The following is a 23,609-nucleotide window of genomic DNA, read 5'->3' on the forward strand; positions in this document are numbered from 1 at the left end:
GTGCGCGGTGAGTGTGGGTCGCCCGGTGGGCGCCGACGGTGAGCGGACCCGGGCACGGATCCTCAGCGCTGCCATGCGCTGTGTCGCCGAAGTGGGCTACTCCCAGGCGACAATTCGGGAGATCGCGAAGGTCGCCGACATGACCAGCGGCAGCCTGTATCACTACTTTTCCAACAAGTCCGAGTTGCTCGCCGCGACCGTCGGCGAGATCGACGAGATCGCGACCCCACGGCTGCGGGCCGCCGCCGCGCGGGGCGACGACGTGGCCGCTCGCGTCGGGGCGGTCCTGGACGAGTTGGGCCTGTTGCTGCGCGAATACCCCCACCTGGGCCCGTTCGACCGGGCGATGCGCGCCGAGAGTACCCTCCACCCGCGCGGCCGGGCACCGCATACGGCGCTGAAAGCGTTGCGCGACACCATCGATGGGATCGTTCGGGACGCCTCGGCGCTACCGCGCGGCACCACCCGGCAGGCCGCGGTCGACGCGATCTACGCGCTGGCGCGCGGCCTCACGGAGCGTGCCGGCAACCTGACGCCGGAGGCTTACGCGGCCACGCTCGGCTCGGCCAAGGAATTGGTCAGGGGAACGCTTTTCGCGCCGCCGGCGCGTCGCCGAGGGTCCACAGCGCAACGCCGATCAACACGAGATCCTTGAGCAGGAACTGGCCCGGCAGTGCCGAGGCCGCAACGCATTGAGAAGCGTCACTTCCATCGCCCCGCGCCGGTGGCCTGTCTCGATTGCCCACCTATGAGCGACAAACTCGTTGAGGGGCGAGCCGGCGCCGAGCCCTTGGCATCGATTGTGAATCGTGGGCTTTCATTGTGAAACGTGGGCGGGAACCGGGCCCGAAATCCCGCCCTGCGTTCACTCCCAAAGCCATGGGCTCACAGTCCATACCTCACCGTCGGCTAGTACGTCGCCGAACGTGAAACCACGGTGCAAAAATCGCAAAATTACCCCGCGTAGCGGTCGCGCAGCTTGGCCAGCGTCGCCTCGATGCCCGCGGCGTTGCCCTTGCGGGCACCGATCCGTTCGTAGTACTTCAGTGCGTTCTTGATCGCGCCGGCCTGGCTGTAGTCGAACGTCTCGGTGACCCGCGTCCGCGTGGACGAGAGCGACTCGAATTCCCAGCGCCAGCGGTGACCCATCGGGTGGCGCCACTCGACGAGTGCGTCCGGCTCGAGGGCGGTCACGGTGCTGGTGATGCGGTACGGCAGGCCGTACATCTTCATGTGTGTCGAGAACTTCGAGCCCACAGCGAGTTTCGCCGGCGCCTTGATGGTGTCGCGCACGGTGCCCGAGCCGTCCAGTTCGTGGTGGCGGCGCGGATCGGCGGCCATCGCGTACAGCTCCGCGGCCGGGGCGTCGACTTCGACCGATCGACTCACCTGGCGGGGCCCCGCTTCGACGACGCTGACGGTCATGACGGTCTCCTTCCGGCTGTCCGGTGAGTCGAGGCTACGCCTGGGGCGGCTCGGCGAAGTTCGGGTCCCAGGACGACGACGGCTCGAACGTCGCCGGCCACGTGCCGGACCTGGTCAGCCGGGCGACCTCTTCGCGAATCAGGACGCCGATCTTCGCGCCGAATTCGCGCGGCAGGTCCAGCTGGGACGTCGCGGCGACCCCGAGCTGGTGGGTGAGCCGGGGTTCGCAGATCGGCGCGTGGCGCAGCCGTCCCGCCTCGGCTTCGGCGACGCACGCGGCCGGCGGCAGTACGGCGTACCCGAGTCCGGCCGCCACGAGGCGCTTCGCCACCTCGTGGGAATCGGTCGAAAAGCGGCTCGTGATGGCGACTTTGAGGCGCAGCGCGGTGTTCTCCAGCGTGTTGCGTATCCCGATCTGAGCGCTGGGCATGACGAGCGGCAATCCGGCCAGCTCCGTAAAGCGGACCGCCCGATCGGGCGCGAGGTCCGACGCGGGACCGCCGACGAGGACGAGGTCCTCGACCAGCAGATGGCGGTAGAACAGCCGGTCGTCCGGCACCGGATTGATCACCGCGAGATCGACCGCGCCGCCGAGCATGCGTCGCACGAGGTCGTCGGTGTCGGCGACGGCGACGTGAAAGTGCACGTTGGGAAATGCCGCGCCGAGGCTCGCCAGCAGAGGCGCCGCCAGCACGCCCGCGGTGGTCGGCGGCATGCCCAGCAACAAGCCGCGCTCGATCCGCGCCAATGGCGACCCCGCGTACTGGACCGCCAGCTCCAACTGGCGCAGCGGCGCGGCCGTCGAGGAACGCAGGCGCTCACCCTCCTCGGTGAGTTGCACGCCGCGCCGGGTCCGCTGGAACAACGTGATGCCGAGGTCCTCCTCGAGCAGCCGGACCTGGCGGCTCAGGGCGGGCTGGGCGATTCCCAGCGCGGTGGCCGCCCGGGTGATCGAGCCCTCTTCCGCGATGCGCAAGAAGTACTTCAGGCGGTGGGTATCCATCGCCTCCACATCTACCAGTCATACAAAATCGGCATGACTGATTTCCCGATTTGGTATTACCTGACGACCCCGATCCGGCCATATCGTCGGCAATGCGATGGGGCCCGCGTCTGACAGGTATAGGAGTTTGGCGATGACACTGCAGGACGAGCAGGACTGGGTTCAGTTGCTGGGCTTGGATCGCCTACCGGAGCACATCATCGACAAGCGGGTGACCGACCTGATGGACCTGTCGGCCAAGAAGGCCTTCGTCACCGGCGCCGGGGGCGACGGCCTGGGCCAGGCGATCGCCAACCGGCTCGCCGGCTGCGGCGCCGAGGTGGCGCTGATCGGCCGGACCTTCGAGAAAGTCGAGCGCCGGGCGAAAGAAGTCGAGCGACGCTGGGGTGTGCGGGCCGTCCCGGTCAAGGCCGACATGTCGGACTGGGACGAGGTGCACGACGCGGTGCGGCGGGCCCGCGATGAACTCGGCGGCCTCGACATCATGGTGAACAACCCGGTGATGGTGGCGGCCGGGCCCTTCGAGTCGCAGACCAAGGCGGAGATCGACTACACGGTGCTGGGCAGCCTGACCATGATGATGTACGGCGCGCATGCCGCGCTGCAGCACATGCTTCCGAAGGGCTCCGGCAAGATCATCAACATCGGCTCGGTCGGCGGCCGCATTCAGCAGCGCGGCCTGGTGGTGTACAACGCGTGCAAGGCAGGCGTCATCGGGTTCACCCGCAACCTCGCCCACGAGGTCGCGCCGCGCGGTGTCAACGTGCTGGGTGTGGCGCCGGGCATCATGATCAAACCGGAGATGCGCCAGTATCTGCTTGCGCCGCAGGACGATCGGCAGCGCGCCGGGCGCGGTGCCATCCACGAGGCCATCACGAGCCAGGTCCAATTGGGGCGCGCCAGCCTTCCCGAGGAAGCGGCCAACATGGTCGCATTCCTGGCGTCGGAGGCGGCCGACTACATGTGCGGGCAGACCATCGACGTCGCCGGTGGCCAATGGATGGGCTGACGCCATGCTGACGCCCGCCGAGGTGCTGGGCGAGGCGCGAACGCAGACCGGCCTGGCCGACTTCGGCGAGGACACGTTTTCAGAAGGCCTGGAAATCCTGCTGTCCTCGCTGCGGGACGAGGCGCGGCTGCACGATCGCGGCCGCGCGTTCCTGCACCAACGTGTCGTGGGTTATCTCGCGCAGCGCCTGCAGGTCGAGGACTGGTATCGCCGTCACCCGGAGATCGACGACGTGCCGATCGCCACCCCGTTGATCGGATTGGGTTTGCCCCGTACCGGATCCACCGCGTTGTCGATGCTGCTGGCCCAGGACCCCGACGTGCGCTACCTGCGCCGCTGGGAGTCCGCGCAACCCTGCCCACCGCCGTCGACCGTGCGGGGCGTCGACCCGCGCATCCCGCCGGACAAGGGCGAGATGGTGGGCAGCCGCTACCACGTGCCCGCCGACACGCACGGGCCGATGGAATGCCATGAGCTGATGGCGCTGAACTTCACGTCGCATATGTTCCAGTCGTTCGCCGAAATCCCCTCGTATTCACGGTGGTTGGTGCAGGTCGCCGACCTGACCTCGACGTACCGGTATCAGCGCCGGGTGATGAAGCTGCTGCAGTGGGGCGAGCCGCCACGCCCGTGGCGGCTTAAATGCCCGTCGCACGTGCTGTGGCTCGACGCCCTGGACTCCGTCTTTCCCGACGCGCGGTTCGTGATGACGCACCGCGATCCCACCGACGTCATCTTGTCGGTGGCCGACCTCTACGCCGACATCATCGGGTCGTTCAGCGCCGAGATCGACCGCCCGTACATCGGTCGCCTCAACGTCGAGCACTGGTCGCTGGGCATGGAGCGGGCGCTGCGTTTCCGCGCCGCCGGCGCCGAATACCGGTTCTACGACATCGATTTCCGGGCCATGCAGGCCGATCCGATCGGCGAGGTGGCGGGCTTGTATGCGTGGCTGGGGACCCCGGTCGGCGGCGAGTTCCGGGCGCGGATGCAAAGCTGGTGGGCGCAGGCGGCCGCCGAACGCGAGGCGAGCTCGCCCGCGGACCCGGTCGAGTTCGGCATCGATTTCGACGAGGTGCGGCCCCGGTTTGCGCGATATGTCGACAGCGCCTCCCGGTGGACCGCTCGAACGTAGGAGGCACTGACCTGATGACCGTTGACCTGACCGGCGGTATCGACCCGTCACGCGAATACGTGCTGGCCGAGCGCCCCGCGGATCCGGGAATGCGTGACTCCGTGAGCTTCTGGGTGGTCGACGACCGCGGCGAGATCGGCCTGCCGCGCATCGGGATCGAGGCGGTGGGCGCCAACTGGGACGCGCACGACATTCAAGTCAACGTCGCCTTTCCCGACGGGCGCGTGTACCGGCTACGCACCAACGGTGCCTCCCAGCCGGCCCGGGGACCCGACGGGCGACCCACCGTGCTGGGCGCCGGCGGCTTGGGGTTCCGGTGCGTCGAACCCTTCGCCACCTGGACGATGTCCTACGCGGGGCCCGCGGTGCAGACCTCGTCGGCCGACCTGATCCAGGGCAGCAAGGACGGCCCGGTGGTGGACATCGATTTTCACGTCGAGGCGACGATGGCCGTGCCGCCCTGGGTGCAGGGGGCGCTGCGGCCCGACGCGGACACACAGCTGAAGACCACCGCGGTCGGCGAGATCATGGGCGGGCCGCGCTACGAGCAGTTGTTCACCGCCGCAGGGGAATTCCGGGCCGCCGGACAACGACACGCCTTCACCGGCAGCGGGTTGCGGATCCGCCGGACCGGCGTGCGCAAGCTCGCCGGGTTCTGGGGGCACTGCTGGCAGTCCGCCGTGTTCACAAGCGGGCGGGCGTTCGGTTATATCGCCTACCCGCCCCGCCACGACGGCCGGCCCACGTTCAACGAGGGATACGTGTTCACCGGCGACGGCGACCTCATCCCCGCCCGCGCTGTGCGCGCGCCGTGGCTGACCCGGCTACAGACCCCGCACGAGGACGTCTCGCTGACGCTGGAGACCGCCGACGGCCTGATCGAAATTGCCGGCGAGACGGTCCTTTCCACGCACGACATTCACCACGACGACAACATGTACTCCATGCACGCCCTCAAACAGGAGATGTCCAGCTTCCCGGCGGTGCAACAGGCCGGCGTCCGCTACACCTGGGATGGCGAGGAGGCGTACGGCATGCTCGAACGCTCCAATCCGCTCGACAAGATCGCGCGCGACTAAGACCGCGACTCACCGCAATCAACACGGAAGGGAACCGAAACCACAGATGAGCCAATCACTCTCGGGAAAGGTCGCATTGATCACGGGCGCCGCGCGGGGGCAGGGCCGGGCCCACGCGGTGCGCCTGTCCGCCGAGGGCGCCGACATCATCGCGGTCGACATCGCCGGGCCACTGCCCGCCAGCGTCCCCTACGACTCGCCCACGCCGGGCGACCTGGCGGAGACGGGAAAGCTGGTGGGCGCCAACGGCCGAAAGGTCGTCACCGCCGAGGTCGACATCCGCGACTTCGACGCGCTGCAATCCGCCGTCGACCGCGCGGTGGGCGAGCTGGGCCGCCTCGACGTCATCGTCGCCAACGCGGGAATCTGCAGCCCGGCGCCCTGGGACCAGATCACCCCCCAGGCGTTCCGGGACACCATCGACACCAACGTGATCGGCACCTGGAACACCGTGATGGCCGGCGCCCGGCACATCATCGACGGCGGTCGCGGCGGGTCGATCATCGTCATCGGGTCCGCAGCGGGGATCAAGATGCAGTCGTTCATGATCCACTACACCGCAAGCAAACACGCCGTCGTCGGGATGGCGCGGGCGTTCGCCGCCGAGCTGGGCCGGCACAACATCCGGGTCAACAGCCTGAACCCTGGCGCGGTTTCGACTCCCATGGGCACCGGGCGGATGCGCGAGGCGCTCCAGTCGGCCGCCGACACCTACCCACACCTTCGGGGCTTGCACAAGCCGTTGCTGCCCGAGGGCATCGCCCAGCCCGAAGACATCGCCGACGCCGTCGCATGGCTGGCCTCCGACCAATCCCGATTGGTCACCGCCACCCAGGTTTCGGTCGACATCGGCGTCGGCTACGTGTGATGCGCGGGCTGACCGGCACGACGTTCGTCGTCGCCGGTGGCGCCACCGGGATCGGCGCGGCCACCGCCGAACGCCTTGCCGCAGAGGGTGCCCGCGTGGCGATCGGCGACCTCAACATCGCCGGCGCCACCGCCACCGCCGGCCGGATCACCGCGTCCGGCGGCCGCGCCATCGCCGTGGAATTCGACCTCGCCGACGAGGATTCGGTGCGGCGCCTCGTCGAGGCCACCCTCGCGGAGTTCGGCGCCATCCATGGCCTGCACAACGTCGGTGCCGACCTGTCCGATCACAACCTCGGGCGCGACACCACCATCCTCGACACCGAGAGGGACGTCTGGCTGCGCACCCTCGACGTCAACCTGCTCGGCTACGTCCGCACCATCCGCGCGGTTCTCCCCCACCTGCTCGCGCGGGGCGGCGGCAGCATCGTCAACACGTCCTCCGGCGCCGCGCTGGGCAGCGACCCGCACCACGTCGCCTACGGCGCCGCCAAGGCGGCCGTCAACCACCGTCTTCCTGCTCTCCGACGAGGCCGACTGGATCACGGGCCAGGTCTGGTACATCGGCGGCGGTTCACACCTGCGGCAGTGACCGAGCGGCGGGACAGGCAGAATCGTGCTGCCCGCCTTTCGCGGTGGGAATACCTCGAGGGACGGCAGCGTTGACCAAAGTGTGTGTACCCCCTAGGGGTATGAGAGAGGATTGTCATGACGTCAACCGAGTATCGGGTGGCCGGAATGAGCTGCGGGCATTGCGAGGCCGCCGTCCGGGCCGAGGTCGGCCAGATCGCGGGGGTGGACGGCGTGGACGTCAGCGCCCGCACCGGCAGGCTGGTCGTCGTGAGCTCGGCCCCCATCGACGCGCAGGCGATCCTGGCCGCCGTCGACGAGGCGGGCTATGAGGCGGTCTTGGTGGCGTGACTGCGGATACCGATGCGGTGAACACCGTCGAGCTGGAGATCGCGGGGATGACCTGCGCCTCCTGCGCGATGCGCATCGAGAAGAAGCTGAACAAGCTCGACGGGGTCGCCGCGCGGGTCAATTACGCGACCGAGAAGGCCGCCGTTTCCGTCCCGGCCGGGTACGACCCGCGGGCGCTGATCGCCGAAGTCGAAAAGGCCGGCTACTCCGCCGCACTGCCCCGACGCGAGGAACCTTCTGACGACGCCGAGCTGAGGTCGCTGCGCGCCCGGCTGATCGGCGCGGCCGTGCTCGCCAGCCCGGTGGTCGCGATCGCGATGGTCCCCGCGTGGCAGTTCGCCTACTGGCAGTGGGCGTCCCTGGCCCTGGCCGCCCCGGTGGTCGTATGGGCGGGGCGGCCATTTCACGCGGCCGCGTGGGCAAACCTCAAGCACGGCGCCGCCACCATGGACACGCTGGTCTCGGTCGGGACGCTGTCGGCGTTCCTGTGGTCGCTGTACGCGCTCGTGCTGGGGACGGCCGGGCGGGCGGGCATGCGCCACGGCTTCGAGTTGACCGTCGCCCGCCGGGATGGCACGGGCAACGTCTACTTCGAAGTCGCCGCCGGCGTGACCCTGTTCGTCCTGGCCGGCCGCTACTTCGAGAAGCGCTCCAAGCGGCGCGCGGGCGCGGCGCTGCGCGCCCTGATGGAGCTCGGCGCCAAGGACGTCGCGGTGCTGCGGGACGGGGCCGAAACCCGCGTTCCCGCCGGCCGGTTGCGGGTCGGGGACGAGTTCGTGGTGCGCCCGGGCGAGAAGATCGCCACCGACGGGATCGTCGTCTCGGGATCCTCGGCCGTGGACGCCTCGATGCTCACCGGCGAACCCGTCCCCGTCGAGGTCGGCGAGGGCGACACCGTCACCGGCGCGACCGTCAACGCCGGCGGGCGCCTCGTCGTGCGCGCCACCCGCGTCGGCGGCGACACCCAGCTGGCGCAGATGGCCCGCCTCGTCGAGGCGGCGCAGTCGGGCAAGGCCGAGGCGCAGCGGCTGGCCGACCGCATCTCGGGTGTGTTCGTCCCGGTCGTCGTCGTCATCGCGGTCGTCACGCTCGGGATCTGGCTGGCCGCCGGCTTCCCCGTCACGGCGGCGCTGACGGCCGCGGTCGCGGTGCTCATCATCGCCTGCCCGTGCGCGCTCGGGCTGGCGACGCCGACGGCGTTGCTGGTCGGTGGCGGCCGGGCGGCACAGCTCGGCGTGCTGATCAAGGGACCCGAGGTGCTGGAGTCGACCCGCAGGGTGGATACCGTCGTGCTCGACAAGACCGGCACCGTCACCACCGGCAAGATGACGCTCGCCGACGCGATCGCCGCGCCGCGCTTCTCCTCCTCAGAAGACCGCGCGACGCTGCTGCGCTACGCCGGGGCGGTCGAGGACGCCTCCGAGCACCCCATCGCCCAGGCGATCGCCAACGCCGCCGCGGCGCAACTCGGCGCGCTGCCGCCCGTCCGAGACTTCGTCAACGAGGGCGGCAGCGGCGTGCGGGGCGTGGTCGACGGCCACGCCGTCGTCGTCGGGCGGCAAGGCCTGCCGGGCGAGGGCGACCGGCACCTCGACCCACACCTGGCAGCGGCCAGAGCCCGCGCCGAAGCGGAAGGAAACACGGCCGTCGCCGTGGCGTGGGACGGCCACGTCCGCGGGGTCCTGATCGTCGCCGACGCCGTGAAACCCACCAGCGCGGAGGCGGTCCGGGGGTTCAAGGCGCTGGGCCTGACACCGGTCCTGCTGACCGGCGACAACGAGAGGGTCGCCAGGCGCATCGCCGACGAGGTCGGCATCGACCACGTGATCGCCGGGGTGCTGCCCGCCGACAAGGTCGCCGCCGTCAAACGCATGCAATCCGAGGGCAAGGTCGTCGCCATGGTCGGCGACGGCGTCAACGACGCCGCGGCGCTGGCCGCCGCCGACCTGGGGCTCGCCATGGGCACGGGCACCGACGCGGCGATCGAAGCCGCCGATCTGACCCTGGTGCGCGGCGACCTGCGCGCCGCGGTCGACGCGATCCGACTCGCCCGGCGCACGCTGCGCACGATCAAGGCGAACCTGTTCTGGGCGTTCGGCTACAACGTCGCCGCGATCCCGCTGGCCGCGCTAGGGCTGCTCAACCCGATGCTGGCGGGCGCCGCGATGGCGCTTTCCAGCGCGTTCGTCGTCGGCAACAGCCTGCGCCTGCGCTCGTTCGCGAGCACGACGCGTGACGATCCTGTGGGATAGTTGATCCGGCCCGCCGATCGGATTTAGCGAAGGTCATCAACCGTTGCCTCATTTCGTCGAACAGCTGTCCCTGCTGCACGGGTGGTTGCCGGTGGCGGTGCAGGCGCTCGCGCTTCTGGTGGCCGCGGCCGCGATCGGCTGGCGCCGGCGGCGCTGGCGGGGCTGGCCGCTCCCGGTGGCGCTGGGCGTCGCGGCGCTGGCCACGGCGCTGGCCTACTGGTACATCACCTCGATCGGCCTGGCCGGGGACCCGGCGCCGGTGTCGCTGTGGCTGTGGATCGCGATGAGCGGACTCGCGCTCGCTGTGCTGCTGCTGGGGTGGCCGGGCGCCCGCTGGTGGCGGCGCGTCCTGGCGGTGGTTTCGGTACCCCTGTGCGTGTTGTGCGCGGCCCTGGCCCTGAACGGCTGGGTCGGTTACTTCTCAACGGTCATGGCCGCGTGGAATCAGTTGACATCGCAACCGCTGCCCAATCAGATCGACCGCTTGAGAGTCACCGCGATGCAGCTTGAGGGCACCAAACCGGCCAAGGGCGTCGTGGTGCCCGTGAACATCAGCGCCGACGCGTCGCATTTCCCGCACCGCCAGGAACTGGTGTACCTGCCGCCGGCGTGGTTCAACAGCAACCCGCCGCCCCGGCTGCCGGCGGTGATGATGATCAGCTCCGCGTTCAACACCCCCGCCGACTGGCTGGGCCCCGGCGGCGCCTTCACCACCATCGACGACTTCGCCGCCCGCCATCACGGCTTCTCCCCGGTGCTGGTGTTCGTCGACCCCACCGGTTCGTTCGACAACGACACCGAGTGCGTCAACGGCACCCGCGGCAACGCCGCCGATCACCTGACCAAGGACGTGGTGCCCTTCGTCGTGTCGAACTTCGGGGTCAGCGCCGACCGGGCCAACTGGGGCGTCGCCGGATGGTCGATGGGCGGCACCTGCGCCGTCGACCTGGCCGTCATGCACCCCGAGCTGTTCAGCGCGTTCGTCGACATCGCCGGCGACCGCAGCCCCGCCGTCGGCTCGAAGGACCAGACCATCGCCCGGTTGTTCGGCGGCGACGGCGCCGCGTGGTCCGCGTTCGACCCGACCACCGTCATCTCCCGGCACGGTCCCTACACCGGGCTGTCCGGCTGGTTCGACGTCCCCGCGTCGCCGGGTCCGCGCACCGTCGCCCAGGAAGCCGGCCCCGCCCTCGGCGCCCCCACCACCGACCCCGAGGCCAACCCGGAGGGCCAGGACGCGGCCGCTCACGCGCTGTGCGCCGCCGCGACGGCCAACGGAATCAACTGCGCGGTGGTCAGCCAGCCGGGCAAGCACGACTGGCCGTTCGCCGCCGAGGCGTTCGCCGCGGCGCTGCCGTGGCTGGCCTCGACGCTGTGCACCCCCAACGCCGAGCCCGTCGCGTTGCCGCAGCGCAGCGGGGGCGCGCCGCACTGATCCCGGGGCGCGCGACCGTTACCTTTTCGACGCCGAATTCACAGCTGACCCTCCTGTAACGCACCCGACATAATGCAGCCCGCGATGGTACGGTTCGCTGCTGTGGTGGCGGAGTATGCGACGTTTCGCGAGGCGGGCGCCCGGGGTGCCGGGTCGCGCGCACGAACGTCGCACCGGAGCCGGCCCGTCCCGGACCAGGGCCGGGGCGTGCCGGAGCTGAACCGCCGACGTTTCCTGGGGGCGCTCGCCGCGGCCACCGTCGCCGGCGTGGGCGCGGCCCGCCTGATCGTCGACCCGCAGCCGCGCACCTTCGCCCAGACATCCCCCTTGCACGTGGCGACCTCGGGCCCGATTGCCCCGGCGGCGCTGTTGCCGCCCCCGCCGCCCGGCGCGCGCATCCCGCTGCCGGGCGGCGGCGCGCTGACCAAGCTTCCCGGCGACGGCGACCTGCTCGCACTGACCGTCGACGACGGCGTCAACAGCGAGGTGGTGCGCGCCTATACGCGGTTCGCCGAGGACACCGGCATCCGGCTGACGTTTTTCGTCAACGGCGTGTACAACTCCTGGACCGAGAACCTGGCGATGCTTCGACCGCTGGTCGATTCCGGGCAGATCCAGCTGGGCAACCACACCTGGTCGCACCCAGACCTGACGACGTTGTCCAAGGAGCAGATCGCCGAGCAGTTGACCCGCAACGACCAATTCCTGAAGAAGACCTACGGCGTCGGCGCGAAACCCTACTGGCGGCCCCCCTACGCCAAGCGCAACGCCGCCGTCGACGCGGTGGCCGCCGACCTCGGCTACACCGTGCCGACGCTGTGGTCGGGTTCGCTGTCGGATTCCACCCTGATCACCGAGGACTACATCGTGAAGATGGCCGACGAATACTTCACCCCTCAGGCCATCGTCATCGGCCACCTCAACCACCTGCCGGTCACGCACGTCTACGGTCAACTCGTCGACATCATCCGCGACCGCAACCTGCGCACCGTCACCCTCAACGACGTCTTCCTCAAGACGCCATAGCGGTCGTCGATCGGGCCGGTCGATTAGTCAGAAGTGACTATCGACCACCCAAGATCGGCGCGATTACGTTGATCCCATGGCGCAATGGGTGCCGCCCCCGCTCCCGGCGGACCTGATGGCACGTCGCCGCGGCCCGCTCGTCGGCCGCGCCGCGGAGCTCGCCGCGTTCGAGCAGGCCTGGGAACGCGTCGAGGGCGGCAACCGCCAGGCGGTATTCATCGGCGGCGAACCCGGCGCGGGCAAGACGCGCCTGGCCGCCGAGGTGGCCGGGACGCTGGCCGACCACGACGTCGCCGTGCTTGTCGGGGGCTCGTCGGCCGACGCGGACGTGCCGTACGCGCCGTTCGCCGAGGCGCTGGACCGGCTGCTGACCGCCACGCCGCCGGGTTCGCTGGCGGCCGCTCTGGCCGACGCGGGGCCGCAACTGCGGCGGCTGTCGCCCCGGGTGGACCGCCACCTGCCCGAGGGTGCCCCCGCCGAGGACGTCACGTCGCCCCGGCAGGCGCTGTTCGAATCGCTGACCGGTTTCCTGCGGCGTCTGACGATCGATCGACCGGTCGCGCTGATCCTCGACGACCTGCACTGGGCGCAGCTGCCCACCCTCGTGATGCTCGAACGCGTCCTGGTCGGCTGCGCCGACGCCCGGATGCTGGTGGTGGCCACGTTCCGCAGCACCGAACCCGACCGCTCCGACGAGCTCACCACCAGGCTGGCCGAACTGCACCGCTTCGACGGCGTCCGGCGCCTGGATCTCGCCGGGCTGGACACCGAGGCGATCGCCGAATTCGTGCGGCGCACCCAGCAATTGGCTCCGGCCGCGGCGCGCACCGCCGCCGCCCTGCTGCGCGACAAGACCGGCGGCAACCCGTTCTTTTTGACCGAACTCGTCGGCGACCTGGAGGCCCGGGGCGGGCTGGCCACGCTGGGTTCGCAGCAGCCGGTCCCGGCGTCGATCGGCGATGCCATCGCCCGCCGCCTCGGCGGCCTGGGGGACGGCGTCCGGGGCGTCATCGAGCAGGCCGCGGTCCTGGGCGAGACGTTCGATCTGCCCGCGCTCATCGCCGCCGGCGAGACCGATCTCCCCGCGACGCTGGCGGCCGTCGACGCCGCCGAGGGCGTCGGGCTGATCCGGCCGGTTCGCGACTCCGACGGCGAATTCTCGTTCGTGCACGCGCTCACCCGGGAGGCCGTCGTCGGTGGGATGGCGGCGTCGCGGCTGCGGATCCTGCACGCGCGGGCCGCCGAAGCGCTCGAGGGCCGCGCGGACCCGGCGGTGATTCCCCGCCTGGCGAACCACTACCTGCGCGCGCACGTGCTGGGTTACCACGAGCAGGCGCTGCGGTATGCGCACCAGGCGGCGCGGATGGCCGAACAGAGCCTGGCCTTCGAGGACGCGGCGCGTTGGTTCGAGCGGGCGGCGTCGCTGCCCGAGCTGAGCCGCACGGATCGCGCCAGGCTGGACCTCGACGCGGCCGCAAATCACGTGCGCGCCGGCGATTTCGCCCGCTCGGGCGCGATCTACGAGCGCGTCAGCGCGATGGACGACCCGCTGATCCGGCTGGCGGCCGCCGTCGGCTACGAGGAGGCCAATTGGCGTCGCGGCCCATCGGATTCGTCGGCGGCCGACCTGCTCGCGGGGGCGCTGGAATCCAGCGGGCTGGGCAGCGACGACCCGCGCTACGTGCAGGCGCTCGGCAGTTTCGGGCGGGCGCTGGCGTTCGCCGGCGAGACGGCGCGTGCGCGCGAGGTCGGCACCAACGCCATCGACCGCGCCCGGGCGGCCGGCGATCCGGCGGCGCTGATGCACACCCTCAAGGCCAGCCTGTGGCACGGGCTCACCCCGGAGCTGTGTGAGATCCAGGCGGAGCGTTCGGCGGAAGTGTCGCGAATGGCGCTGGCGCGCCGCGACTACGAGTCGCTGGGGGCGTCGTCGCATTTTCGCGCGATGGTCAGCTATCTGGCCGGGCGGCCCGACGACCTGGCCGCGTCGACCGCGGACATGCGGCGGGCCGGCCGGGCCATCGGGCAACCGGTCTTCGGCTTCGTCGGCGCGTGCGTCGAACAGGCGTTGGCCTTCCTGCGCGGTGACTTTGCCGGCGCCGAGCGGTGGGCCGACATCGCCTTGCGCACAGGCGATTTGTTCGACGCGTTCGACACCGAGGGCTCCAATGGTGTCCAGATGTTCATGATCCGGCGCGAGACCGGGGACCTGCGGCGGTTCGCCGAGTTCGTCGACGGCGGCGAGACGTTCGCCGGCCGGTGGGTGCCCGGGCTGCTCGCGCTGTACACCGAGTTGGGCTGCGACGGCGGCATGACCCGCGCCCTCAACCACCTGCTCAACCGCAAACTCGACGACCGCACCGACGAGGCGCAGTGGCCGATGGAACTCGTATTCATGGTCGAGGCGGCGCTGGAGCTGGGCAACCACGAGGCGCTGGACGCGTTGCGCCCGTATGTATCCCGCTATGTCGGCAAGAATCTGGTCGCCGGCCAGTTCGTCGCGCTGTTCGGCAGCGCCGACCGCTATCTCGCCCGGATCGCCGCGCTCGACGGCGACATCGCCGCGGCCGAGCGGCATTTCGGTGCGGCGCTCGAGATGGATCGCCGGATGGGCGCGGTGGTTCATGTCAGCGACACGCTGACCCGCCACGCGTTGTTCGCGGCGGCGCATGGCCGCCCCGAGGACGCCCGGCGCCTGGCCGGCGAGGCCCGCGCCATTGCCGCGCCGCTCGGGCAGAAGCGCGTCGTCGAACTGGTGGATTCGTTGCTGGCCAAAGATCTTCAGGGGCCCGATGGCCTGACCGACCGCGAGGTCGAGGTGCTGCGGCTACTCGCCGAGGGGCTGAGCAACCGCGCGATCGGCGAACGCCTCTACATCAGCACCAACACCGCGGCCAACCACATCCGCAACATCCTGATCAAAACGGGCGCTGCCAACCGCACCCAGGCGGCGATGTACGCCGCCGACCACGAGTTGCTGGGCTGAGCCCGCTTCAGATGTCGGTCAACGCGCCGTCGGACGTGACGCGATCGCGCACCTCGACGATGACATCGGCCGGTAGCCCGGCGCGCGCGGCCGCGGTCCGGATGGCCTCGGGTGACGGAGCCTCGTAGAGGCAGTAGGTCTTGCGCTTGTCGGCGGACAGAAACGAGTACATCCAGCGCACGCCCGCGTCGTCGTTGATCCGGTTGATGCCGTCGGCGATCTCGAGGCTGGGTTCCAGTTCCTCGGCAAAGTTGCGCTCGACCATGAAGATGGGCACGGCGGCCTCCTAATCATCGCGTTGGGTCGAACCTAGTACAACTCGGGCCCTGCGGGCGTCGCTGTCCGCGGAGAGCAGCAAATGCAGGGTTTCCCGCAACTCGCCCAATCGGCGGGCCCCGAGGGTCCGCTCCCACCGCTTCTCCAAATCCATTGCGTGCGAACGCATCACGCGCAGCGCCTGCCGACCGCGCGGCGTCAGCTCGATGATTCGGGCCCGGGCGTCCTCGGGATCGGCCACCCGGGTGACATAGCCGTGCCGCTCCAGGCTCGCCACCCCCTGGGCCACCGCCTGGCGGCTCACGTTGAGCCGGTCGGCCAGGTCCGACGCGTGCAACCCGCCGCCCCGCAACGGCACCAGGGCAACCGCCTGCGCCGGGCGGATCCCGTCGAGCCCGGCCGCGGCGAACGCCGCCCGCAGGCGGGGCGCCCCCGAGGCTGCGACCAGGTTCACCAGCGCCGGGACGGTGGGCTTCCATTCGGCATTGGGCATGCAGACGAGTGTGCCACCCTCGGCGAACTTGACAAGATACTTGTCAAAACTCGATCGCGGTGTCACGATGGGCGCATGCGGGCATTCGCCGTCTGTTTGGTGTCGGCCCTGGCCGTCGTGCTCGGCGGGTGCACCGGCGGCGGACACGCGCTGGGAACGCCCGGCTCCCAGTCGATTCCGGTCGGGCGGTCCACCCAGTCGATCGTCGCGGGCGGGATCGAGAGGACCTTTCACCTGTACCGGCCGCAGGCGCTGCCCGGCGCGGCGCCGCTGGTGGTGATGCTGCACGGCGGCTTCGGCAACGGCGCGCAGGCCGAACGGTCCTACCACTGGGACGCCGAGGCGGACCGGGGGCACTTCCTGGTCGCCTATCCCGACGGCCTCAACCGCGCCTGGAACGCCGGGACGTGCTGCGGGCAACCCCAGCGCGGCAACGTCGACGACGTCGGCTTCCTCACCGCGATGGTGGGAGCCATCGAAGCGCAGATCCCCATCGACCGCGCCCGCGTCTACGCCACCGGCATGTCGAACGGCGCCATGATGGCGCTCCGACTGGGCTGCCAGACCGACACCTTCGCCGCGATCGCCCCAGTCGCCGGCACCCTGCTGACCGATTGCTCGCGGGCCCGGCCGACATCGGTGCTGCAGATCCACGGCACCGCCGACGACCGGGTGCCCTACGACGGCGGGCCCGGAAAAGCCTTCGCGGTCAACGGAAATCCGCGCGTGGACGGCCCCGCGGTGGAGGCGGTCAACGCCACCTGGCGGTCCATCGACGGGTGCGGGCCGCCGACCTCGGCGACTGCCGGGAGCGTGACCACGCTGACGGCCGGGTGCGCCGACGGGCGCACCGTGGAGCTGATCTCGGTGGCCGGCGCGGGCCACCAGTGGCCCGGCGGCGAGCCCAGCCCGCTGACGGAGCTGGCGGGGGCGCCCGGGCCGTCGACGGCGCTCAACGCCACCGACACGATCTGGCAGTTCTTCGCCCAGCACCGCTAGACGCTTCGCGCTTTTCGCCCGACAATTCGAAGCCGCGCCGGGTCTACTTATCCGGTGGAGCGTGGGCGGCGACATCGCGCGGCGGAGTCGGCACTGGCCACGTTTCGTCGGCTCGGCGTCGACAACCGCACCCAGGCCGTGGCGCGCATCCGGCAGTCCCAACCCGCGCCGTAGCCGGCCGACGATCAACGCTCGGACAGCATCGCGTCGATCAGGCGGCGCAGCACCTCCCCGGTCTCCCGGCGCGCGCGCTTCGGGTCGTCGGACGTCGCGATGTACATGGCCGCCTCGTCGAGCGCGCCGATCAGCACGTGGGCCAGCGGTCGCAGCGGCTGGCGGGCCAGCTGCCCCGCGTTGATGGCCTCGCCGAGCAACGCTTCGGTCATGCCCAGGCTGTACCGCTGTGCGACGTCGCGGAAGCCCGCCCAGCCGAGCACGCTGGGCGCGTCCAGCAGGATCAGCTGACGCACCTCGGGGTCGCCGGAGACGTCGAGCCAGGCGTCGACGGCGGCCCGGATTGCGGCCGCGGGCGTCGTCGCTTTCGACTCGGCGACCAGGGTTGCCATCCGGGCCATCACGTCCTGCTCGACGACCTCCACCACCCCCGCGAAAAGCGTTGCCTTGTCGGCGAATTGGTGGTACATCGCACCCCGGGTCACCCCCGCGGCGGTGGCGATCTCCGGCGTGCCCACCTCGGCGTAGCCGCGCAGGCCCCACAGTTTGCGGGCGGCCGAGATCAGCGCGTCGCGGGTCGCCGCGGAGCGCTCCTCCTGGGTCCGTCTCTTGATTTCCATACAACCTGTTGGTAACTTACGAACAGACAGCCTGTTTGTAAATCCACCTTCGCTGAGGAGTTGTCTTATGCCGACGATCGACATTAGTGCCGGAACCATCCACTACGAAGCAACCGGACCCGAGGACGGGCGGCCCGTGGTGTTCGTGCACGGCTACATGATGGGCGCCGAGTTGTGGCGCGAGGTCGGCACCCGCCTCGCCGATCGCGGCCTGCGCTGCATCGCCCCCACCTGGCCGCTGGGCGCGCACCCGCAGCCGCTGCGCCCGGGCGCCGACCGGAGCATCACCGGCGTGGCCGGCATCGTCGCCGACGTGCTGGACGCGCTCGACCTCGAGGACGTGGTGCTGGTCGGCAACGACACCGGCGGCGTGGTCACCCAACTGGTGGCGGTGCACCATCCCGAGCGGCTCGGCGCGCTGGTGCTCACGAGTTGCGATGCCTTCGAACACTTTCCGCCGCCGATCCTCAAGCCGATCATTCTGGCGGCCAAGTCCAAGGCGACGTTTCGGGCCGTGGCCCAGGCCATGCGCGCGCCGGCCGCGCGCAAGCGCGCGTTCGACGGCCTGGCGCACCGCGACATCGACGACCTGACGGCGGCCTGGGTGCGCCCGGGGCTGTCGGACCCGGCCGTCGCCGAGGACCTGCGCCAGCTCACCCGCTCGCTGCGCACGGAGGTCACGGCGGGCGTGGCCGCGCGGTTGCCCGAGTTCGACAAGCCGACGCTCATCGCCTGGTCGGCCGACGACGTGTTCTTCGAGCTCGGCGACGGCGAGCGCCTGGCCGCGACCATCCCGAACGCCCGGCTCGAGGTGATCGAGGGGGCCCGCACGTTCTCGATGGTGGACCAGCCCGAGCGGCTCGCCGACCTGCTGTCGTCGATCGCGGTGCGGGCCTGAGGCTCACGTAGGCGTCGGCTAGCGTTGCCGCCATGCCAGACGCGACAGCACCTTTGCAGGGCCGGCGAATCCTCGTCACCGGCGGGGCCACCGGAATCGGCGCGGCCGCCGTCGCAGTCCTGACCGCGGCGGGGGCCGAGGTCGCCGCCACCTACCACCGGACCCCGCCGCCGGACGACCTCCTCGCCGCCTGGCTGCAGTGCGATGTGCGTGACGCCGAAGCGGTTTCGGCGATGGTGCAGCAGGCCGTCGAGCAACTGGGCGGCCTCGACGTGTTAATCAATGCGGCGGGGCTGTGGCAGGCGGGCATTCCCGGATACGTCGGTGCCGAGGACATCTCGTTCCTGCTCGACACCAACGTGAAGGCGACGATCCTGACCAACCAGGCCGCCTACGCGGTGATGAAGGCCCAGGATCCCAAGGGCGGCAGGATCATCAACTTCGGCTCCTCGGAAGCCGTTATGGGCAGCCCCATCTCGGCCGTCTACGCCGCGACCAAGGGCGCGGTGCAGGCCTGGACGCGCTCGGCCGCCAAGGCCTGGGCCGCCGACCACGTCACCGTCAACTCGCTGGCGCCGGCGGTGCAGACCCCCGGGGCCGACCGCCTGCGCGAGTTCCTCGGCCCCGACGCCGCCGCGCTCATCGACCAACAGATGCAGATGATGATCCCGCTCGGCGGGACGCTGGGCGACCCGGCGCGCGACCTCGGGCCGATGCTGGTCTTCCTGGCCGGCCCCGGTTCGGGCTTCATCACCGGGCAGCTGCTCGCGGTCGACGGCGGCCTGATGATGGTGGGCGGCTGAGGAACGCCACCCGCTACGATAAGACGGACCGTCTCGTCTCGTAAATAAAGGTGGACCGTCCCGATGGCTGACGACACGATTCAGGCGCTGCTGCGCAAGCGCCTGTCCGACCCCGGCGTCGCCGTCAAACACGGGGATCTGCAATGGAATTGGAGTCACTACCTGGCGGAGTCGGCCGCGCGGGCCGCCGCCCTGATCGCCGCCGCCGATCCGCAACGCCCGCTGCATATCGGCGCCCTGCTGGGAAACACGCCCGAGATGCTCGCCCAGATGGCGGCGGCCGGGCTCGGCGGCTACGTGCTGTGTGGCCTGAACACCACGCGGCGCGGCGAAGCGCTGGCCACCGACGTCCGCCGCGCGGACTGTCAGTTCGTGGTGACCGACGCCGAGCACCGGCCGCTGCTCGACGGCCTGGACCTGGCGGGCACGCAAATCCTGGACATCTCGACACCGCGGTGGGAGGAATTCGTCGGCGGCGCCGGCGAGCTGGTCCCGCACCGCGACGTCACGGCCATGGACGCGTTCATGATGATCTTCACCTCGGGAACCAGCGGAAATCCCAAGGCGGTACAGGTATCCCATCTGATGGCCACCGTCGCGGGACTCAGCCTGGTCGGGCGCTTCGGCCTGACCGAGCAGGACACCTGCTACGTGTCCATGCCGCTGTTTCACTCCAACGCGGTGGTCGCGGGATGGGCGCCCGCGGTGGCCTCCGGCGCGTCGATCGTGCCGGCGAAGTTCTCGGCGAGCAACTTCCTCGACGACATCCGCCGCTACGGGGCCACCTACATGAACTACGTCGGCAAGCCGCTCGCCTACATCCTGGCGACCGCCGAACGCGACGACGACGCCGACAACCCGCTACGGGTGGCGTTCGGCAACGAGGCCAACGACAAGGACATCGAGGAGTTCGGGCGCCGCTTCGGGGTTCAGGTCGAGGACGGGTTCGGCTCGACGGAGAACGCGGTCATCGTGATTCGCGAACCCGGCACGCCGAAGGGCTCGATCGGCCGCGGCGCCGACGGGGTCGCGATCTACCACAGCGACACCGTCACCGAATGCGCCGTCGCCCGCTTCGACGCCCATGGGGCGCTGGCCAACGCCGACGAAGCCGTGGGCGAGTTGGTCAACACGAGCGGATCGGGCTTTTTCACCGGCTACTACAACGATCCCGACGCCAACGCCGAGCGCATGCGCCACGGCATGTACTGGTCGGGGGATCTGGCCTACCGCGACGCCGAGGGCTGGATCTATCTGGCCGGCCGCACCGCCGACTGGATGCGCGTCGACGGCGAGAACATGGCCGCGGCGCCGATCGAGCGAATCCTGTTGCGGCACAGCTCGATCAACCGCGCCGCGGTGTACGCGGTGCCGGACGAGCGGGTGGGCGACCAGGTGATGGCCGCGGTCGTGCTCAACGATGGAGCCGAGCTCGATCCCGACGCGCTCGAGGCGTTCCTGGCCGCCCAACCCGACCTGTCGCCGAAGGCCTGGCCGCGATACGTCCGCATCGCCGCCGAGCTGCCCAGCACCGCCACCCACAAGGTGCTCAAGCGTGACCTGATCGCCCAGGGAATGACCGTGCCCGAGGGCGAAATCCTGTGGGAGCGCGAAGCGCGCGGCACCGCCTACCGCGGCGCTACCCCGGATCCCTCGGCACCCGGCGGCGGATCTGCCCCTTCGCCCGTCGCACCCGCTTGACGGGGTCCCGGCTTGTGCCGCCGGCGATCTCGTCACGCAGCTGCGCGATATTGGAGATCTCCGCATACAGTCCGCGGATCGCGTAGTCGAGGACGGCGAACGAGAAACGCTGGTCCGGATCGTCGGTGATGCCGAGTTCGCGGGAGCGCTGCCGCGACCACAGCGCCTCGTCCAGCCGGGCCCGGGTCGCCTCGAGATGCCGGTCCAGCGTGTCGATCACGCGTTCCGGATCACCGCCGCGGGCCAGCCACGTCTTGAGGATGACGGGGTGCTTGATCACCACCTGGTCCTGGCCCGGAAAGTCTTGGACCCACCGGCGCAGCGCGTCGAGCCCGGCGTCCGTCGTCTCGTACAACGTGATCGCGCGCTTGCCGGACTGTGCGCCGATCTCGCCGACCATGCCCCGCTCCAGCAACCGGTTCAGCTCGCGCCGCACGTGGCTGACCGAGGGCGACCAATAGAAGTGCCCCACCGAGAGTTCGGCCCGTAACTTGATCTCGCCGGCGGTGAGGCGTTCGTCGTTCGCCGCGAGCACGCCCAGCACCAGGTAGGCGGTGACCGGCAGGCCGTCGGTGCTGCGCGCGGGGCTCACGGCCGGCTAGTTCTGGCTGGTGAAATACGGCAGGGTCACGTCGGGGCCGACGGCGTGGAAGTGCACCCGCACGCGCATGCCGATCGCCAGATCTTCGGGGGCGACACCGACGACGTTGGTCAGCATCTGGTAGCCCTCGTCCAGCGTGACGATCGCCGGGGCGTAGGGCGGTTCGAACTCCGCGGTGACCGGGCGGTGCACCACCGTCCAGCTGTAGATCTCGCCGAGGCCGCCGCTGCACTCCCAGCCCACTTCGGCCGAAAGGCATTGGCGGCAATGCTCGGTCGGCGGGAAGTTGGCCAGGCCGCAGTCCGCGCAGCGCTGGTAGCGCAGCTCGCCCGCCCGGCAGCCCTGCCAGAAGGGCACGCTGAGCGGGCTGCTGGCATGGGGCACGGGCCCGGCCTGGGGGCGCAGAGAAGTCATCGCGGTTCGTCTCCCAGGATCAGCACGGTGGTGAACAGGGCCCCGGCTCCCCCGTTGCTGCACAACGCGATATGCGCGTCGGGCACCTGGAGGTCACCGGCGTGGCCGCGCAGCTGCTCGACGGCGCGGACGGCTCGCTGCATCATCTGCGGGTTGGCGCCCGCGTGGCTGAAGGACATCGTTCCGCCGTCGGTGGTGACCGGGTGGCTGCCGTCGATGGCGATGTGGCCGTCGGCGACGAACGGGCCGCCCTCGCCGTCGCCGCAGAATCCGAAAGCCTCGAGCTGCCGGATGATTTCGAAGGAGAACGGGTCGTAGAGCTCCAGTACGTCGACGTCGTCGGGCCGCAGCCCGGCGTGGGCGAAGGCGCGCTCGGCCGCGCGCCGGCCGACCACGCCGTTCACGTGATCGCCGCGCCGGCCGGCGAGGTCCCACGCCGGTGGATGCTGATACGACGGGCCGTGGAAGTCCGCGCCGCTGCCCAGCACGTAAAGGGGTTGGCTTGCCACGTCGATGGCGTCGAGGTTGGCGACGACGAGCGCGCAGCCGCCCTCGGAGGTGGTGGCGCAGTCGAGGAGGTGAAACGGGTCGGCGATCGGCCGTGACGCGGTGATGTCCCCGGGGGAGAACGGACCCCGTTGGTAGTAAACCGCTTTGGGGTTTCGCGAGCCGTTGTTGCGGATGGTCGCCGCCACGACGGACAGTTGCTCGCGGGTCGTGCCGTAGACGTGCATGTGGCGCCGGGCGATGAGCGCGAACTCGGCGGTGGTGAACATCCCCCACGGCGCGACGAACTCGTTTTCGGGTCGCGTCCACGGCGCCGTGGCCTCGTGGTCGCGGTATTCGCCCGCCTGGGCGGCGACCAGGACGACCACGTCGGCCATGCCGTGTTCGATCGCGGTGACCGCCTCGGTGATCATGCCGACCCCGAAAGCCAGTCCCTGCCAGGCCGGTCCGAGGCGCAGGTCGTAGATCAGCGTGGTGGACAGCGGGCCCGCGCTGATTCCGTCGACGTCGTCGAGGCCCAGCCCGGCGTCGGCGAGCGCGCCGTGGATGGCCTTGAGCGCCAGGCTCCGTGACGTTTCGCCGTCCAGGCGGCGTCCCTGGCGGGTGTTGTGCACCCCGACGATGGCCGCGGTGCGCTTGGTCGGGCTAGTTCTCATCCGCGACAACTCCCAGGTAGGTGCCCACGACGTCGTATCTGCGTCCGTCCCGCTCGATGGTTCCGATCGTCGTGGCCCGCCCCCCGGTTGATGCGGGGCGCGTCGCGCCAACTTCTACCACGTCGATGCGCACGTCTATCGGCCGCGCCGTTTGCGGGTCGGTGAGCTCGACGACCATCGCCACCGCGCGCTCGCCTTCGTCCCACTCGACACCCGTAATCCGGTGCCGCGCGGTCAGTTCCATCACCACCGAGTCCCGGCGCACCAGAAATCGGACCGGCGCGCACAACTCGCCGGGGCGCGGCGGCACGCACAGCGTCACCGCCACC

At 70.4% G+C, this 23,609-nt stretch carries 23 protein-coding genes and 1 pseudogene; 15 read left to right on the forward strand and 9 right to left on the reverse strand.

Translation table 11 applies throughout. From position 1 onward, the window contains the following. The first annotated feature begins 7 nt into the window (after positions 1-7). On the forward strand, positions 8-655 hold the full coding sequence (locus AC5Y43_RS15030; protein WP_499973678.1) for a TetR/AcrR family transcriptional regulator: 648 nt from the start codon (positions 8-10) through the stop codon (positions 653-655). A gap of 299 nt (positions 656-954) precedes the next feature. Here AC5Y43_RS15030 and AC5Y43_RS15035 read toward each other — a convergent pair whose 3' ends face one another. Both AC5Y43_RS15035 and AC5Y43_RS15040 read right to left on the reverse strand, forming a co-directional pair. Continuing rightward, positions 955-1,425, reverse strand: a complete 471-nt coding sequence (locus AC5Y43_RS15035) for an SRPBCC family protein (RefSeq protein WP_499973680.1) — start codon at positions 1,423-1,425, stop codon at positions 955-957. 34 nt (positions 1,426-1,459) lie between these two features. Then, the gene (locus tag AC5Y43_RS15040) at positions 1,460-2,428 is read right to left on the reverse strand and encodes a LysR family transcriptional regulator (RefSeq protein WP_499973682.1); all 969 of its coding nucleotides are present in this window, start codon (positions 2,426-2,428) and stop codon (positions 1,460-1,462) included. A 133-nt stretch (positions 2,429-2,561) separates the two neighbouring features. On the opposite strand from AC5Y43_RS15040, the gene AC5Y43_RS15045 reads away from it, so the two are divergent. From AC5Y43_RS15045 to AC5Y43_RS15090, 10 genes and pseudogenes are all read left to right on the forward strand, one after another. After that, positions 2,562-3,437: an SDR family NAD(P)-dependent oxidoreductase gene (locus tag AC5Y43_RS15045; protein ID WP_499973686.1), complete on the forward strand. Its 876-nt coding sequence runs from the start codon at positions 2,562-2,564 to the stop codon at positions 3,435-3,437. Positions 3,438-3,441: 4 nt separating this feature from the next. Then, complete coding sequence (locus AC5Y43_RS15050) at positions 3,442-4,572, forward strand: sulfotransferase family protein (RefSeq protein ID WP_499973687.1); 1,131 nt, start codon at positions 3,442-3,444, stop codon at positions 4,570-4,572. Positions 4,573-4,586: 14 nt separating this feature from the next. Next, a complete protein-coding gene (locus AC5Y43_RS15055) occupies positions 4,587-5,651 on the forward strand; it encodes a DUF7064 domain-containing protein (RefSeq protein WP_499973689.1) in 1,065 nt (354 codons plus the stop codon). 46 nt (positions 5,652-5,697) lie between these two features. After that, positions 5,698-6,519, forward strand: coding sequence for a mycofactocin-coupled SDR family oxidoreductase (locus AC5Y43_RS15060; protein WP_499973691.1), 822 nt, complete (start codon positions 5,698-5,700; stop codon positions 6,517-6,519). Then, positions 6,519-7,110, forward strand: a pseudogene (locus AC5Y43_RS15065) (SDR family NAD(P)-dependent oxidoreductase). Before AC5Y43_RS15060 ends, AC5Y43_RS15065 begins: the two are co-directional and overlap by 1 nt. A 116-nt stretch (positions 7,111-7,226) precedes the next feature. Further along, positions 7,227-7,439: a heavy-metal-associated domain-containing protein gene (locus AC5Y43_RS15070; RefSeq protein ID WP_499973692.1), complete on the forward strand. Its 213-nt coding sequence runs from the start codon at positions 7,227-7,229 to the stop codon at positions 7,437-7,439. Then, positions 7,436-9,691 (forward strand): heavy metal translocating P-type ATPase, encoded by a 2,256-nt coding sequence (locus tag AC5Y43_RS15075; protein ID WP_499973694.1) that lies wholly within the window; start codon positions 7,436-7,438, stop codon positions 9,689-9,691. Before AC5Y43_RS15070 ends, AC5Y43_RS15075 begins: the two co-directional genes overlap by 4 nt. Positions 9,692-9,734: 43 nt before the next feature. After that, on the forward strand, positions 9,735-11,126 hold the full coding sequence (locus tag AC5Y43_RS15080; protein ID WP_499973696.1) for an alpha/beta hydrolase: 1,392 nt from the start codon (positions 9,735-9,737) through the stop codon (positions 11,124-11,126). 216 nt (positions 11,127-11,342) lie between these two features. Further along, positions 11,343-12,152 carry a polysaccharide deacetylase family protein gene (locus AC5Y43_RS15085; protein ID WP_499974025.1) on the forward strand — a complete coding sequence of 270 codons (810 nt, stop codon included), beginning with the start codon at positions 11,343-11,345 and terminating at the stop codon, positions 12,150-12,152. Between the two features lie 76 nt (positions 12,153-12,228). Beyond that, the gene (locus AC5Y43_RS15090; protein ID WP_499973700.1) at positions 12,229-15,138 is read left to right on the forward strand and encodes a helix-turn-helix transcriptional regulator; all 2,910 of its coding nucleotides are present in this window, start codon (positions 12,229-12,231) and stop codon (positions 15,136-15,138) included. Between the two features lie 7 nt (positions 15,139-15,145). Here the strand turns inward: AC5Y43_RS15090 and AC5Y43_RS15095 are convergent, their stop codons facing one another. After that, complete coding sequence (locus AC5Y43_RS15095) at positions 15,146-15,415, reverse strand: DUF4242 domain-containing protein (RefSeq protein WP_499973702.1); 270 nt, start codon at positions 15,413-15,415, stop codon at positions 15,146-15,148. Between the two features lie 9 nt (positions 15,416-15,424). Beyond that, positions 15,425-15,907 carry a MarR family winged helix-turn-helix transcriptional regulator gene (locus tag AC5Y43_RS15100; RefSeq protein ID WP_499973704.1) on the reverse strand — a complete coding sequence of 161 codons (483 nt, stop codon included), beginning with the start codon at positions 15,905-15,907 and terminating at the stop codon, positions 15,425-15,427. Between the two features lie 75 nt (positions 15,908-15,982). Between AC5Y43_RS15100 and AC5Y43_RS15105 the strand changes: the two genes are divergently transcribed. Beyond that, positions 15,983-16,906, forward strand: coding sequence for a CE1 family esterase (locus tag AC5Y43_RS15105; RefSeq protein ID WP_499973705.1), 924 nt, complete (start codon positions 15,983-15,985; stop codon positions 16,904-16,906). 185 nt (positions 16,907-17,091) lie between these two features. Here the strand turns inward: AC5Y43_RS15105 and AC5Y43_RS15110 are convergent, their stop codons facing one another. Then, the gene (locus tag AC5Y43_RS15110; RefSeq protein WP_499973708.1) at positions 17,092-17,700 is read right to left on the reverse strand and encodes a TetR/AcrR family transcriptional regulator; all 609 of its coding nucleotides are present in this window, start codon (positions 17,698-17,700) and stop codon (positions 17,092-17,094) included. Between the two features lie 67 nt (positions 17,701-17,767). Here AC5Y43_RS15110 and AC5Y43_RS15115 point away from each other — a divergent pair, with 67 nt between their 5' ends. From AC5Y43_RS15115 to fadD1, 3 genes are all read left to right on the forward strand, one after another. After that, positions 17,768-18,598 (forward strand): alpha/beta fold hydrolase, encoded by an 831-nt coding sequence (locus AC5Y43_RS15115; RefSeq protein ID WP_499973710.1) that lies wholly within the window; start codon positions 17,768-17,770, stop codon positions 18,596-18,598. 32 nt (positions 18,599-18,630) lie between these two features. Then, complete coding sequence (locus AC5Y43_RS15120) at positions 18,631-19,401, forward strand: SDR family NAD(P)-dependent oxidoreductase (RefSeq protein ID WP_499973711.1); 771 nt, start codon at positions 18,631-18,633, stop codon at positions 19,399-19,401. Between the two features lie 63 nt (positions 19,402-19,464). Further along, positions 19,465-21,102, forward strand: coding sequence for a fatty-acid--CoA ligase FadD1 (gene fadD1, locus AC5Y43_RS15125; RefSeq protein WP_499973713.1), 1,638 nt, complete (start codon positions 19,465-19,467; stop codon positions 21,100-21,102). Here the strand turns inward: fadD1 and AC5Y43_RS15130 are convergent. The 4 genes from AC5Y43_RS15130 to AC5Y43_RS15145 are packed head-to-tail and all read right to left on the reverse strand — an operon-like array spanning position 21,041 to position 23,608. Further along, positions 21,041-21,694 carry a PadR family transcriptional regulator gene (locus AC5Y43_RS15130; RefSeq protein ID WP_499973716.1) on the reverse strand — a complete coding sequence of 218 codons (654 nt, stop codon included), beginning with the start codon at positions 21,692-21,694 and terminating at the stop codon, positions 21,041-21,043. The two genes, fadD1 and AC5Y43_RS15130, sit on opposite strands and share 62 nt — an antisense overlap. A gap of 6 nt (positions 21,695-21,700) precedes the next feature. Beyond that, the gene (locus tag AC5Y43_RS15135) at positions 21,701-22,117 is read right to left on the reverse strand and encodes a Zn-ribbon domain-containing OB-fold protein (protein WP_499973718.1); all 417 of its coding nucleotides are present in this window, start codon (positions 22,115-22,117) and stop codon (positions 21,701-21,703) included. Further along, positions 22,114-23,280 (reverse strand): thiolase family protein, encoded by a 1,167-nt coding sequence (locus tag AC5Y43_RS15140; protein ID WP_499973720.1) that lies wholly within the window; start codon positions 23,278-23,280, stop codon positions 22,114-22,116. The genes AC5Y43_RS15135 and AC5Y43_RS15140 overlap by 4 nt, the downstream gene beginning before the upstream one ends. Beyond that, entirely contained in the window at positions 23,270-23,608 is a 339-nt protein-coding gene (locus AC5Y43_RS15145) for a hypothetical protein (RefSeq protein WP_499973723.1), read from the reverse strand. The genes AC5Y43_RS15140 and AC5Y43_RS15145 overlap by 11 nt, the downstream gene beginning before the upstream one ends. Position 23,609 lies beyond the last annotated feature (1 nt).

Source organism: Mycobacterium sp. NGS57, assembly GCF_059812405.1.